This is a genomic window from Mycobacterium sp. SM1 (assembly GCF_018361265.1).
GTDB lineage: Bacteria > Actinomycetota > Actinomycetes > Mycobacteriales > Mycobacteriaceae > Mycobacterium.
On sequence record NZ_JAFLNH010000002.1, the window covers coordinates 323,603 to 337,214 of the forward strand.

General features: G+C 64.8%; 15 protein-coding genes and 2 pseudogenes. 8 read left to right on the plus strand and 9 right to left on the minus strand.

Annotated features, from left to right (window positions below):
- Nucleotides 1–215: 215 nt before the first annotated feature.
- The 6 genes and pseudogenes from MSM1_RS11220 to MSM1_RS11245 form a co-directional block, all read right to left on the minus strand.
- Nucleotides 216–1,001, minus strand: a pseudogene (locus tag MSM1_RS11220) (transposase); the annotation flags it as partial.
- Between the two features lie 69 nt (nucleotides 1,002–1,070).
- Complete coding sequence (locus tag MSM1_RS11225) at nucleotides 1,071–1,598, minus strand: hypothetical protein (RefSeq protein WP_213442197.1); 528 nt, start codon at nucleotides 1,596–1,598, stop codon at nucleotides 1,071–1,073.
- The gene (locus tag MSM1_RS11230; RefSeq protein WP_213442199.1) at nucleotides 1,595–2,932 is read right to left on the minus strand and encodes a hypothetical protein; all 1,338 of its coding nucleotides are present in this window, start codon (nucleotides 2,930–2,932) and stop codon (nucleotides 1,595–1,597) included. The genes MSM1_RS11225 and MSM1_RS11230 overlap by 4 nt, the downstream gene beginning before the upstream one ends.
- Nucleotides 2,868–3,401 (minus strand): hypothetical protein, encoded by a 534-nt coding sequence (locus tag MSM1_RS11235; RefSeq protein WP_213442201.1) that lies wholly within the window; start codon nucleotides 3,399–3,401, stop codon nucleotides 2,868–2,870. The genes MSM1_RS11230 and MSM1_RS11235 overlap by 65 nt, the downstream gene beginning before the upstream one ends.
- Nucleotides 3,398–4,459, minus strand: coding sequence for a site-specific integrase (locus tag MSM1_RS11240; protein ID WP_307857362.1), 1,062 nt, complete (start codon nucleotides 4,457–4,459; stop codon nucleotides 3,398–3,400). Before MSM1_RS11240 ends, MSM1_RS11235 begins: the two co-directional genes overlap by 4 nt.
- A 102-nt stretch (nucleotides 4,460–4,561) precedes the next feature.
- Nucleotides 4,562–5,101, minus strand: a pseudogene (locus MSM1_RS11245) (transposase family protein); the annotation flags it as partial.
- Nucleotides 5,102–5,281: 180 nt separating this feature from the next.
- On the opposite strand from MSM1_RS11245, the gene MSM1_RS21815 reads away from it, so the two are divergent.
- A complete protein-coding gene (locus MSM1_RS21815) occupies nucleotides 5,282–5,782 on the plus strand; it encodes a hypothetical protein (protein ID WP_236055952.1) in 501 nt (166 codons plus the stop codon).
- 50 nt (nucleotides 5,783–5,832) lie between these two features.
- Nucleotides 5,833–7,053 carry an IS1634 family transposase gene (locus tag MSM1_RS11250; protein ID WP_236055953.1) on the plus strand — a complete coding sequence of 407 codons (1,221 nt, stop codon included), beginning with the start codon at nucleotides 5,833–5,835 and terminating at the stop codon, nucleotides 7,051–7,053.
- An 85-nt stretch (nucleotides 7,054–7,138) separates the two neighbouring features.
- Here MSM1_RS11250 and rfbC read toward each other — a convergent pair whose 3' ends face one another.
- From rfbC to MSM1_RS11265, 3 genes are all read right to left on the minus strand, one after another.
- The gene (gene rfbC, locus MSM1_RS11255) at nucleotides 7,139–7,744 is read right to left on the minus strand and encodes a dTDP-4-dehydrorhamnose 3,5-epimerase (protein ID WP_213442885.1); all 606 of its coding nucleotides are present in this window, start codon (nucleotides 7,742–7,744) and stop codon (nucleotides 7,139–7,141) included.
- A 1-nt stretch (nucleotide 7,745) separates the two neighbouring features.
- A complete protein-coding gene (gene rfbB, locus MSM1_RS11260) occupies nucleotides 7,746–8,741 on the minus strand; it encodes a dTDP-glucose 4,6-dehydratase (protein ID WP_213442203.1) in 996 nt (331 codons plus the stop codon).
- A 165-nt stretch (nucleotides 8,742–8,906) separates the two neighbouring features.
- The gene (locus MSM1_RS11265) at nucleotides 8,907–9,767 is read right to left on the minus strand and encodes an LLM class F420-dependent oxidoreductase (RefSeq protein ID WP_213442206.1); all 861 of its coding nucleotides are present in this window, start codon (nucleotides 9,765–9,767) and stop codon (nucleotides 8,907–8,909) included.
- Between the two features lie 702 nt (nucleotides 9,768–10,469).
- Here MSM1_RS11265 and infA point away from each other — a divergent pair.
- The 6 genes from infA (at nucleotide 10,470) to MSM1_RS11295 (ending at nucleotide 13,594) form a co-directional block, all read left to right on the plus strand.
- Entirely contained in the window at nucleotides 10,470–10,691 is a 222-nt protein-coding gene (infA, locus tag MSM1_RS11270; protein ID WP_003886926.1) for a translation initiation factor IF-1, read from the plus strand.
- Nucleotides 10,692–10,752: 61 nt separating this feature from the next.
- Entirely contained in the window at nucleotides 10,753–10,866 is a 114-nt protein-coding gene (rpmJ, locus tag MSM1_RS11275) for a 50S ribosomal protein L36 (protein ID WP_213442208.1), read from the plus strand.
- Nucleotides 10,867–11,053: 187 nt separating this feature from the next.
- The gene (rpsM, locus tag MSM1_RS11280) at nucleotides 11,054–11,428 is read left to right on the plus strand and encodes a 30S ribosomal protein S13 (RefSeq protein WP_213442210.1); all 375 of its coding nucleotides are present in this window, start codon (nucleotides 11,054–11,056) and stop codon (nucleotides 11,426–11,428) included.
- 3 nt (nucleotides 11,429–11,431) lie between these two features.
- Entirely contained in the window at nucleotides 11,432–11,845 is a 414-nt protein-coding gene (gene rpsK, locus MSM1_RS11285; RefSeq protein WP_213442212.1) for a 30S ribosomal protein S11, read from the plus strand.
- A 28-nt stretch (nucleotides 11,846–11,873) separates the two neighbouring features.
- Nucleotides 11,874–12,479, plus strand: coding sequence for a 30S ribosomal protein S4 (gene rpsD, locus MSM1_RS11290; RefSeq protein ID WP_213442214.1), 606 nt, complete (start codon nucleotides 11,874–11,876; stop codon nucleotides 12,477–12,479).
- Nucleotides 12,480–12,550: 71 nt separating this feature from the next.
- On the plus strand, nucleotides 12,551–13,594 hold the full coding sequence (locus tag MSM1_RS11295; protein WP_213442216.1) for a DNA-directed RNA polymerase subunit alpha: 1,044 nt from the start codon (nucleotides 12,551–12,553) through the stop codon (nucleotides 13,592–13,594).
- Nucleotides 13,595–13,612 lie beyond the last annotated feature (18 nt).

Consider the following 13,612-nt stretch of genomic DNA (forward strand, 5'->3'; position numbering starts at 1 on the left):
GGGTGGGTGGGGCCGATTCGGGGCCGTGATCTGATGGTTGAATTCGTTTGTGCTCGCTTCCGCGATAGTTGCCTGTAGCGCTGCCCGGGTGGGAGGTGTCCATGTGGAGCCCCCGAGCGCAGCGAGGCGGAACGACATGGACACCGACGAGCGGGTAGCGCAGAATCGGCGACGTCTGAGAGGGGAAACCCGAGGGGTGCCCTGGTGGAGGGGTGTTAGTCGCGGCCGGGCAGGGTGGGGCGGTGGCCGCCGAGGGCGAGCATGGCCAGGGCGATCAGCGCGGCGGGGTTGTGGAATCCGAATGCGATGCGGGTGAGCAGGCGGATCTTGGTGTTGGTGGATTCGATCAGTCCCTGCGACAGGCCGTGGTCGGGGGCGGCGTCGATGGCCTCGCGGTGGCGTTTGATGCGGCGGGCCAGCTCGACGAAGACCGGGATGCGGCAGCGCCGCGCCCAGGAGATCCACTTGTCGAGGGCGTCTTTGCCGTCCTGGCCTTTGACCGAAAACACATGCCGCAGGCCCTCTTTGAGCAGGTACGCGCGGTAGAGCCGGGTGTCGGTCTTGGCGATCCAGGCCAGTTTGGCGCTTTGGCGTTCGGTGAGGTCTTCGGGGTTTTTCCACAGCGCATAGCGGGCGCCCTTGAGCGTGCGGGCCCGCTCATGACCCGGCCGCGGCGGGGTGTCTTTGCTGGGCCGACCACGGCCCCATTTGGCCTCGCCGCGCGCGATCGCTCGCGCGTCGTTCCAGGCCCGGCGCCGCTCGGCGTCCAGCGCCTCGGTGGCCCAGGCGACCACATGAAACGGATCTGCGCAGCGGATCGCGCCCGGGCAGCGCTCGGTGACCACATCGGCAATCCACTCCGCGGCATCGGCGGACACATGGGTGATCTGCGCGCACCGCTGGGCGCCCAGAGCGTCGAAAAACCGCCGCAGCGTCTTGGTGTCGCGGCCCGGGGCGGCCCACACCAGCCGGCCGCTGTCGTGGTCGACCACCACCGTGATTATGTGGAATCTGATCCGGCGTCAAACCCCGGGCGGATTTTTCGATCGAATCCGGTTTCAGGTGGGGGCTTATTTGTGGCTGATCTCGACGATGGGCAGCATGGTCGGGGTCGGGCGGGCTCCGATGTGGTGGGGTGTTGGTCCGGCCGGGGTGGGGACGTCGGCGAGCCGGTGGAGGAGGGCGTCGAGGGCGGCGTGACCGTCGTCGACGGCGGCGCGTTCTTCGCCGGAGAGCGGGATGGTGGCGCGCATACGCTGTAGGTTGTCCTTGGCTTCAAGCAGCTGGGCCTTGGTCGAGCCTTTTGGGGTGTAGAAATCGCAACGGGCGCAAGCCATTCGGTGCGGACATTGTTCGAAGAAGCTGTAGGCGCACCAGCCGTGGCCGAGGTCATAGTGCTGCCATGGTTCTCCCGCGGCGGCCGCGCCGGCGATGACGGCGTCGCGGTCGACGAGGACCTCGATAGCGCGGACGTTGCGGGCGAAGTATCCGGCCTCGGAGTAGGCCTTCGACAGCGTGTTCGGGGTGATCTTGGCGTCGTGCTGGGTGGTGGTGGGACTGCGATGCCCGAGCCAGGCCTGCAGCTCGAACAGCGTCATCGGCTCCTTGGCGTTGTAGAGCTGGCTGGCGATGGTGGAGCGGGCGCGGTGGCTGGTGATGTTGCCGCGGACGTCGGAGGTGGGGACACCGGCTTTAGCGCACAACGCCGGGATGATCGTGTGGTTGATGTAGCCTTGGCGACGGGCTGGGCGCGCACGCAGAAAAGTATGTCGACGTGTTCGCCGGTCTTGCGGTCCAGCCGTTTGGGCTGGTTGGGGCGCAGCGCCTGCCAGGCCTCGATGGCCTGCCCGACGATCGGGTCGACGGGCTTGGTGAAGGCGGTGCCGGTCTTGTGCACGGGCACGTCGAGCAGGCAGGCTGAGTCCTCGGCGAGAATCTCACGCGAGTCGTCGCAAATGGGTTGCCCTGCGTGCTGCCAGCGGATGCATCCGACCCGCAGTCGTGAGATCTCGTCGCTGCGCAGCCCGGAAAACAGCCAGGTCAATGTGACCGCGCGGATCAACTCCATCGGATAGTAGGTTTCGGCGGAGCTACCGGGCAGATCAGCAGAATTCAGGTTCAACCCCGCCCACAGCAACTTGGCCCACACCTGGTCGGCGATCACGCGTGGAGTGGCGCCGATCAGGGCGGCGATGCTACGCGGAAGGGCCAGCGCGCGATTCGGGTCCAACCGGCGCGGGATCCATTCCCATTCCTGGCAGTCGTGGAAGAACATGCGCGTGGCCACGAGGTTGTGCGCTTTGGTGCGCGGCGAGATCGGTTGTCCGACGCGGTCGCCGAGCCCGTCGTGACGCTGAACCCCGTCGCCGACGCTCATTCGGTCGACCGCGGCGACCCAGGCCGCGCAGGTCGCCCTGGTCCACTGAGCAGGCTCGGTGATCTCGGGGTGCTCGGCGGCCATCCACCGCCCGGCCTTGGCCATGATGGTGCGGGTCGTGGCGCGCACCTTCGGGGTCAGTGTCGAGGTTGCCTGCCAGCGCTGGATCCAGGCGGTCCACGCCGGATCGGCGCCTTCGATGTGGGTGAAGTGGTTGTTTTCGGTGCGCACCGGCGGATCACAGTAGCCCAGCGCGGCGACCGCCCGCTGCAGCGCATACAGCATCGAGCCCTGGTGCCCGTCGGTGGCCGGATGGGCACGCAACGCGGCGAACGCCTCGGCGCTCAAATCGTCGAGCCGGGGACTGCGGTTGAGCAGCAGGGCCTGGCTGAACACGCCCCGCAACCGGTGCTTGGCGCCCAAGCTATCGCGGTATCCCCACCGGTCGAGCACCTCGCTGGCCCGCCGCAGCGACTCCTCGACGGCGGGTTCACCAAAGATCAAGCAGGCCAAGTGAAGCCGGTTGAACATGCCCAGCCGGTGAAAGTCGCTCAAACCCGCCCAGCAGGTAGGCCAGCGCCACCACGAACGGGCGAAGCGTCGACTCGGTTGACAGCGGCTGGCAGGTGATGAACTCCCGCACGCTGGGGCCGCACAGCCGTGCCCACTCCCACGGCGTCCAGCCCCACCAGGACTGACCGGTGTCGGCGCAGCGCTGCAACACAATCGCCGCAGCCTGGGTACCGGCACGCCGGAAACGGACGTGATCGCCATGATGCAGCCCGGCCAGGGTCTCATCGAGCGGCGTGGTCAGCCGCGCCAGCGCATCCCAGTGTCCTGCGGTTCGTCGTGGAATGCCGGCCACCCGGCGCCGCAGCCCTACCCAACCCAGCGCGGCCAGCGCCGCGGATTCGTCCTCGCCCAAAGCGACCCGGTGATCCCAGCGACCGTCCCGCCGAAGCTGCCCAGACGGCTGCTGGTCCGGGCGCATCCCGGCCGGCAACGCCGGCGTCACGGCGGTCACGGCGAGTCCTGCCCGTGCGCGTCGGGTCCGGTGAGCATGCCGATCCGCCACGCGTGGATCTGCGCCATGGAGGAGCTCAGCTTCGCCGACAACTCCCGCCCGGACAGGTGGATGTACTGCAGCGTGGAGTCGGTGCTGCGGTGCCCGGCGAACGTGGCGATCGCGTACAGCTCCCAGCCCATCCGCGCCAGGTCCGTTAGACACAAATGCCGCGTGGTATGAGTAGAGAATCGAGGAAGGTTGGCCGCCAAAGCGAGTCGCCGCACCGCCTTCGACCAGGTCCACACCGTGATAGGTTCGGCGCGGTTGCGACGCGACTCCGACAAAAACAACGCTCCCCGCGCCCGGCTCACTGTCGCCCGGTGCTGCAGGTAGGCCGACAGCAGCACGCCTGTGGGCGCCGAGTACGGCACCACCCGCTCACGGCGGGTCTTGGTTGTCTCCGCGCGCACCCGCACAGTGCGATGCGCCGGGTCGAGATCGTCGCTGCGCAGCGAGCACAGTTCCTCGCGCCGCAGCGCCGCGTCGTAGGCCAGTGCGAGCATTACCCGGTTGCGGATCGGCTCGTCGGCGACCACGCCCAGCAGTTTCAGCCAGTCGGCCTCGCTGGGTATCCACGGCAATTTCACCATCCGCGGCACCAGCGAGCCCACCCCTGCACCGGATCGTGCGCCAGGCGTATAACGGCCCCGGCCAACAGGATTCGACTCCCGGACGCCTTCTTCGACCAGGAAGTCGTAGAACAGCCGAACCGGCACCAGACGCTGCTGCAAGGTCGCGTTTGCCAGCCCTGACCCCGAGTCCAAGGCCACCACGTTGACGCCGCGCCGACTCGGCCGGCTCTTCAGCTCCCGCACGAACACCGCCACGTGCGCTCGGGTCGCGGTCAGCGGGTCGATCTCCTCCCGTTCGCAGACTTCCAGGTACTCGGCCAATCCCCGCGTATATGCATCGATGGTCCGCGGCGCGCGCCCCAAATCGATCCAAATCCGCAGCCACTCCATGGCCCGCTCATGCCGAGCCAGTACCGGCCACTTCGTCTCCATAGCCTCAGGCACGCCGCAGACCACCCCGTCGCCCAATCACGCTGATCCGTGACGTTACTGGGCCGCGCCGTGGTCCCCGCCGATCGACACGCTGGTCTAATTCCACGTAACTTATAGGTACTTGTGGTGACGCTTATAGGAGATCTCATCGATGCCGATCCGGCGCAGGTCCGCGAACCGATCAGCGGTCTTTTCGGTGTCGGCCCACACGCGGGCCACGATCGCGCCGACGGTGCGCCAGGCGATCCGCATCAACTCGCACGCCGCGGTTTTCGAGCACGCCACCGCCAGCCAGGCCACCGTGTCATCAAAGGCCAAAGTGTGCCCGGCGGCATGGCGCGCCCACGGCACCGCCACCACCGTAGGCCCATGGGCGGGGCAGTTCACCCGCGGCGCATCGGCCTCCAGCACCACCTGCATCGTGCCCCAGTCCAGGCCCCGCCACCGGCGCCGACCCTCACCCCGGTCATACCAGGGCGCCCTGCGACCGCAGCTGCCACAAGGGCGCGAAACACCACTTCGCGGCCGCACCCGCGCCACCACCAGCGTGTCGCCGTCGGCGTCTTCCTGCCCGAACTCCTCGAACTCGATGTCTTCGATCACGGTGCGCTGGTCGACACCTAGCAGCGCACGCCATAGCCTCACATTGCGCACGTCGTTGTTGGCTCCTTTGGTTCCTGACCTTCCACAAGCCAGAAACCTTAAGCCACAACGACGTGCGCCCCTTACATCAACAACCGGCCCACGGAAGCGTCAGAAGAGCCAAAAATGTGGCCACTAAATTAGGTGTGTCTATGCTGCTGCTATTACGAATTCACGTTGTAGCATTGGGATGTGACAAAACCAGCCGGCATGCATGTAGCCCGGACGTCGAGTAACTATGTGGACAAGGGGGGCAATGTTCGCCACTACGAATCGATCTTGGTGCGCCGCACGTTCCGCCAGGGCGGCAAGGTGCGTCACGAAACGCTGGCCAACCTGTCCAAGCTGCCGGCCGAGGCGGTCACCGCGTTCGAGGCCATCTTGAAAGGTCAAACATTGGTGGAGGCCGGTACTGAGTTCGCCATCACCCGCGCCTTGCCGCACGGGCATGTGGCAGCGGTAGCGGCAATGGCCCGCAAGGTGGGTATGCCCGCCCTGCTGGGGCCTTCTGGCCGGTCACGGGATCTGGTGTTGGGGTTGATCATCTCCCGAGTGGTGCGACCAGCCAGCAAGCTGGACACACGGGCGTGGTGGGCTGAGACCACCTTGGGCACCGACCTGGGTATCGCCGACGCCTGCACCGACGAGATCTACGCCGCGATGGACTGGCTCGTGGGCGCCAAGACGCTATAGAGCGCAAGCTGGTCGCTCAACATCTTGGGCCGCGGGTTAACCCGTCGAAGATGGCGTTGTTCGATCTGTCGAGTACGTGGATGACCGGGCGTCACTGCGAGTTGGCGGCACGCGGGTATTCCCGTGACGGTAAAAAAGGGTTGCCGCAGATCAACTTCGGGTTGCTTGGCGACCGCGAGGGCCGCCCGATAGCGGTGCGGGTATTCCCTGGCAACACTGCTGATCCCAAGGCGTTCACCACGATCGTGGGCGATCTGCAAGACACGTTTCGATTGGACAATCTGGTGATGGTCGGTGATCGGGGAATGATCACCACCGCCCGCATCAACGCCCTGCGCGAACTCAACAATGCCGGAGCCGATTTCGGGTGGATCACCGCGTTACGCGCACCAGCGATCGCCGCGCTGGCCGCCGACCGGGGCCCTTTGCAGATGAGCCTGTTCGACCAACAGGATCTGGTCGAGATCAACCACCCCGACTATCCCGGCGAACGGCTGATCGCGTGCCGCGACCCACTGTTGGCCGCCCAGCGTGCGGCCAAACGCACCCAGCTGCTGGCCGCCACCGAAAAACTGTTAGCGCCCATCGAAAAGCGGGTGGCGGCCGGCCGATTGTCCGGCGCCGCTGACATCGGCAAGGCTGTGGGCAAAGTGTTGGGAAAGTACAAGATGGCCAAACATTTTGACACCACCATCAGCGATGAGAGTTTCACCTACCGCCGCAACCAAACCGCCATCGACACTGAAGCCGCCATCGACGGCATCTACGTGATACGCACCAGCGTCGATGCCGCAGAACTCACCCCGGCCGCTGTGGTGCAAAGCTACAAAGACCTGGCCAACATCGAACGCGACTTCCGCAGCATCAAAACCGACGACCTCCAAGTGCGGCCCATCCGCCACCGCCTCGACGACCGTGTCAAAGCGCACCTACTAATCTGCATGCTGGCCCGCTACCTGGTATGGCATCTCCGCAAAGCCTGGGCGCCATTGACTTTCACCGATGAAAACCCACCAGCCCGCGACAATCCCGTAGCCCCCGCCCAACGCTCAACCGACGCTGACACCAAAGCCGCCCACAAACAAGACACCGACGCTAACCCCATACGCAGCTTCGCTGGCCTGCTCGCACACCTCAAAACCCTTACCCGCGATAGGATCCGCTACCAGGACACCGACATCGAGATAGACAAACTCGCCGACCCAACCTCTCAACAACGTCGGGCTTTCGACCTCATCGAAGCCACCATCCCCCTGACCATCACCGCGTAGCCACAAACACAAACCAGAAAACCAGCAAAACCCCAGGTCAAAGCCAAAAACCCCTACCCAAACAGCAGTAACTTCGGTTTAAGGGCTAGCTCTGGCGCAGCCGGTCGATGAACGCTCGGGTGTCATCCCAGGAGGGCAGCAGACCAGCGGCCCGAGCCTCGGCCAGGGTGGGCGCTGTGGCGTCCCGCTCCGACAACACCGGGGACCCGTCGACCTCCGGCCAGTCGATTCCCAGCACCGGATCCGTCGCACAGATGGTGTGCTCTCGCGCGGGGTTGTATTCGCTGGAGCACAGGTAGATCACCGTGGAATTTTCCTGCAGTGCAAGGAAACCATGTGCAAGACCCTCGGAGATGTACACCGATCGGCGCTCTCGATCGTTAAGCAGCACCGAGGCCCACCGACCGTATGTCGGTGAGCCCACCCGAATGTCGACGATGACATCAAATACGGCGCCAGAAATGCAGGTCACATATTTGGCCTGGCTTGGCGGCAACTCGGCGAAGTGCAGGCCTCGCAGCACACCGGCCGACGACACCGAGCAGTTGGCCTGGCGGACATCCAGGCGATGACCGGCAAACGCAGTGAACGTTCGCTCGGTAAGCCATTCGAAGAACAGTCCCCGAGGATCCGAATGCAACAGCGGGACGATCTCCCAGGCACCAGGAACCTCGAGCTCTCGCACGCGCATGTCACTGACCGCGCTCTTCATACCGTGCCTCCACAGCGTCCTTGAGTGGGCCCCACCATGATTCGTTGGCACGGTACCACTCGATGGTAGCGCGTAACCCCTCTTCAAAATCGACGTGCTTTGGAGCCCAGCATAATTCACTATATAGCGCTGATGGGTCAATGGCGTAGCGCAGGTCGTGGCCGGCGCGGTCGGGGACATGATCGAAGTCGTCGGGGTCGCGGCCCATTAGCTGCAGCAGTGTGCGCAACACGGTCAGGTTGTCTCGCTCACTTTCGGCTCCGATGAGGTAAGTTCGTCCGATTTGGCCGTTTTCGAGGATTCGCCACACCGCCTCGTTGTGGTCGTCGACATGGATCCAGTCGCGGATGTTGGCTCCGCTGCCGTAGAGCTTGGCACGCCGCCCGGTGAGCACATTGGTGATCTGGCGCGGAATGAACTTCTCCACGTGCTGGTACGGCCCGTAATTATTCGAGCAATTGGAAATAGTCGCGCGCACACCGTAAGACCGCACCCAGGATCGTACCAGCATATCGGCGGAGGCCTTGGTCGCCGAGTACGGGCTTGAGGGGTTGTAAGGCGTGGACTCGGTGAATCGCGCGGGGTTATCGAGCGTGAGGTCACCGTAGACCTCGTCGGTGGAGACGTGGTGTAACCGGACACCGTGGCGGCGCACCGCTTCCAAAATGGTGAACGTCCCGATGACATTCGTGCGCAGAAAGGGCGCGGGATCGGCCAGAGCGTTATCGACGTGGGTCTCGGCGGCGAAGTGCACAACCACGTCCGACTCGCCAACCAGCCGGGAAACCAGTTCCGCGTCCGTGACATCGCCCTGGACCAACCGGATTTCACCGGCGACGTCGGCGAGAGACTCGCGACTACCCGCATAGGTCAGCGCGTCCAAGACGGTCACCGTGTGCTCGGGATGTTGGTGCACCGCGCTGTGCACGAAATTGGCGCCGATGAATCCGGCGCCGCCGGTGACCAGCAGTCGCATGCTCAAACCATAGCCCGCCGACGATGCGGGCCGTAGGCCCGAGGAGGAGGTGGGCGATCAGCTCGGGCCCGCCGACGATGCGGGCCGTAGGCCCGAGGAGGAGGTGGGCGATCAGCTCGGGCCCGCCGACGATGCGGGCCGTAGGCCCGAGGAGGAGGTGGGCGATCAGCTCGGGCCCGCCAGCGATAGCGGGCCGGCCAGTTCGGCCAGCGTCCGCAGCTGCTCGTCGGGTTTGCCCAGCACTTGGATCACCACGTGGTCGGCGCCGGCGTCACGATGCTGGTTGAGCCGTTCGGCAACGGCCTCCGGGGTGCCCGAGGCGACCAGCGCGTCGATCAATTTGTCGCTGCCGGGCTTGCGCATGTCGTCGTCGGTGAACCCGAGTCGGCGCCAGTTGTTGACGTAGTTGCTCAAGCCCAGGTAGAAGTCGATGAACGCGCGGCCGACCGCGCGGGCTTCCTCAATGTCCCTGGTGAGCACCACCTTGTGCTCCGGTGCCAGGAATACGGTCTCGCCCACCAACTCGCGGGCCCAGGCGGTGTGTTCCGGTGTGGTGAGATACGGGTGGGCACCGGCGCTGCGGCGCGCCGCCAGCGTCAGCAGCCTGGGCCCGAGCGCCGCGATCACCCGGCGGCTGGTCGGCACCGACGCGGCGTCCAGGTCATCGAGGTAGCCGGCGAGCGCGGCGTAGGGCTTTGCGTATTGCTTCGTGCGCTCGGGGTGGCCTACCCCGATACCGAGTAAGAATCGTCCCGGGTAGCGCGTTTCGATGCGCCGGTAGGACTCGGCGACCACCGCGGCGGGGGCCGACCAGATGTTGATGATCCCGGTTGCCAGCCGCAGGGATGTGGTTTGGGCCAGGGCGGGCTCGACCCAGGCCAGGTCGGCGTCCGGTGACCCGCCGACCCACGCGGCGCCGTAGCCAAGCGACTCGATCTGTTTGGCGAAGGCGGGAGTTATGGAGCGGGTTCCCAACCAGACACCGAACCGGCCCAGGTTGGGTTTGAGCGACACTGTCTCGCCCATCGACATCCTTTTCTTGCTGTGGCTTTCTGTGGCCGGAAGGCTTTCTGTGGCTGGACGGAAACCTCGCTCAGCGGATGGTCGGCCCGCCCGGCGCCGGTGTCAGTTTCTCACCTCGGACGAGGATCCGGCCAGCGACGGGTTGCGGGTGCGCACCGGGGCGTTCGTTGAGTTCTCCGCGATGACCTCAGGCGGGCCGTCGGCAACCAGGGCAGTGCGAGGGCCGAGGTGTCGGGGCGCTGCGACCGGCGGCGCGTCCCGTCGCCGCCCAGATCAGCCACCGGCCAGACGGTGGCGACGCGGTCGGCCCGTTACGCAGTCGTCTGGGTGCGGGCTCGGCGGTGTCACTTCATGCCGGGCCACCCGTAGCCGAGCACCCCGATTCCTGTCGCCGGGTTGACCGATCCGCAGTGCCACGAAACAGCCGATACGGCGCCGGCAATGCCCCGCCGGCCGGGCTGCCATGGCATTTTGCGTGCGGCGCGACGCTACGGGTATTGTGGAACAACGGTGCGGCGCCCGTGCCGGTTTTTTGCGTGTCCAGTACCCGCGGAACTTCCTGCCACCTGTTCACGTTTGCAGTTCGAACACGTGCTGCGCCGAATCGGGTGCACCGACATTAGCGTGAGCATGAGCGACGAGCAGTAACGACGAGCATACGAAGAGCATACGAAGAGCAAGGACACGGAGGATGGCCGAAAGGTAATGGCCAAAAAGGACGGTGCCATCGAGGTCGAGGGCCGTGTGATCGAGCCCCTGCCCAATGCGATGTTTCGCATCGAGCTGGAGAACGGACACAAGGTGCTCGCTCACATCAGTGGCAAGATGCGCCAGCACTACATTCGCATTCTGCCGGAGGACCGGGTGGTGGTGGAGTTGTCGCCCTATGACCTGTCCCGGGGGCGCATCGTGTACCGATACAAGTAGCAGCACGCCCGAACGACCCTATCGAAGACCACCCGAGCGAGAGACACAGGACCGAAGCGCCGTGAAGGTGAAGCCAAGCGTCAAACCGATATGTGATAAGTGCCGGGTAATCCGTCGGCATGGGCGGGTTATGGTGATTTGCCCCGATCCGCGTCACAAGCAGCGCCAGGGCTAGCCGCGCGATCCGTACCGCAGATCCCTACCACAGATCCATACGCAATCCATACACAATTGAATGCAGACCTCCCAGTACCTGTGAGCGGATAGGCCGCTCACCCACGCCCGGAACGGAGGCCGGGGCCCGTCGGCAGGCGGGAGCGGACTGGGACCAGACCTCCGCCAAGAAAGAGGTAATGCCACACATGGCTCGACTTGTCGGTGTCGATCTGCCCCGCGATAAGCGCATGGAGGTCGCCCTCACCTACATTTATGGCATCGGTCGAAGCCTCTCGAACGAGATCTTGGCCGCAACCGGCATCGACCGGGATCTGCGGACCAAGGATCTCACCGAGGAGCAACTCACTCGGTTGCGGGACTACATCGAGGGCAACCTGAAGGTGGAGGGTGACCTGCGCCGCGAGGTGCAGGCCGACATTCGCCGCAAGATCGAGATCGGCTGCTACCAGGGTCTGCGGCATCGCCGCGGTCTGCCGGTGCGCGGCCAACGGACCAAAACGAACGCCCGGACCCGCAAGGGTCCCAAGCGCACCATCGCAGGCAAGAAGAAGGCCAGGTAACTCATGCCACCGAAGAAGGCAACCGCTGCGCCGAAGAAGGGTCAGAAGACCCGCAGGCGGGAAAAGAAGAACGTGCCGCATGGCGCCGCCCACATCAAGAGCACTTTCAATAACACGATCGTGACGATCACCGACCTGCAGGGCAATGTGATCGCGTGGGCATCATCTGGCCACGTGGGGTTTAAGGGTTCACGCAAATCGACCCCGTTCGCCGCGCAGCTGGCCGCGGAGAATGCCGCCCGCAAGGCGCAGGAGCATGGTGTTCGCAAGGTGGATGTGTTCGTGAAAGGCCCGGGCTCGGGTCGCGAGACCGCGATCCGGTCGCTGCAGGCCGCTGGGCTGGAAGTCGGTCTGATCGCCGACGTCACCCCCCAGCCGCACAACGGCTGCCGGCCACCCAAGCGGCGCAGGGTCTAGTCGGGGTCCAGGAGGTAGAGAAGAACCCATGGCTCGTTACACGGGACCCGTTACCCGGAAATCGCGCCGGTTGCGCACCGACCTCGTCGGTGGTTCCCAGGCGTTCGAGAAGCGTCCCTATCCACCCGGTCAGCATGGGCGCGCCCGGGTCAAGGAGAGCGAATACCTGCTGCAGTTGCAGGAGAAGCAGAAGGCCCGTTTCACCTACGGCGTGATGGAAAAGCAGTTTCGTCGCTACTACGAAGAGGCGAATCGCCAGACCGGGAAGACAGGCGAGCGGCTGTTGCAGATTCTGGAAAGCCGACTGGACAACGTGATCTATCGTGCGGGGTTGGCCCGTACCCGCCGGATGGCCCGCCAGCTCGTCAGCCACGGCCACTTCCTGGTCAACGGCGTGAAGGTCAACATCCCCAGCTACCGGGTCTCGCCGTATGACATCATCGACGTGCGGGACAAGTCGCTGAACACCGTGCCGTTGCAGATCGCGCGCGAGACCATCGGCGATCGGCCGGTCCCGAGCTGGATGCAGGTTGTCGGGGAGCGCCCGCGCATCCTGATCCATCAGCTACCCGAGCGGGCGCAGATTGACGTCCCCCTCACCGAGCAGCTGATCGTCGAATACTACTCGAAGTAAACGTCCTGCCCCGCCGGCGCAGGAACCTAAGCGACATCAAATAGCGGGTGTCGAGAAGGAGAAGGAAACACATGCTGATCTCCCAGCGACCCACACTCTCTGAAGAGGTCATCAGCGACAACCGATCTCAATTCATCATCGAACCGTTGGAACCGGGGTTCGGTTATACCCTCGGCAATTCGCTGCGCCGCACGCTGCTGTCGTCGATCCCCGGCGCGGCGGTCACCAGCATTCGCATCGACGGCGTGCTGCACGAGTTCACCACGGTCCCCGGAGTCAAAGAAGATGTCACCGAAATCATCTTGAACCTCAAGAGCCTTGTGGTGTCTTCCGAGGAAGATGAGCCGGTGACGATGTATCTGCGCAAGCAAGGTCCGGGCGAGGTCACCGCCGGCGATATCGTGCCGCCCGCCGGCGTCACCGTGCACAACCCGGATATGCACATCGCGACGTTGAACGACAAGGGAAAGCTGGAAATTGAGCTTGTCGTCGAGCGTGGGCGCGGGTATGTCCCGGCCGTCCAGAATAAGGCGTCGGGAGCCGAAATCGGCCGTATCCCGGTCGATTCCATCTACTCACCGGTGCTCAAAGTGACGTACAAGGTGGACGCCACCCGCGTCGAGCAGCGCACCGACTTCGACAAGCTGACCATCGACGTGGAGACCAAGAGCTCCATCACCCCACGGGATGCGTTGGCGTCGGCGGGTAAGACGCTGGTGGAGTTGTTTGGCCTGGCACGTGAGCTTAACGTCGACGCGGAGGGTATCGAGATCGGGCCGTCGCCCGCGGAGGCCGACCATATCGCGGCGTTTGCGTTGCCGATCGAGGACTTGGACCTCACCGTGCGGTCGTACAACTGCCTCAAGCGCGAGGGCGTGCACACGGTCGGTGAACTGGTATCACGCACCGAGTCTGACCTGCTGGACATCCGTAACTTCGGCCAGAAATCCATCGACGAGGTGAAGGTCAAACTGCACCAGCTGGGGCTCTCGCTCAAAGACAGCCCACCCAGTTTCGATCCGTCGCAGGTTGCCGGTTACGACGCCGCCACGGGAACCTGGTCCAACAACGGTGGTTACGACGACCAGGACTACGCCGAAACCGAACAACTCTGACAGCTCCACGACCGACGC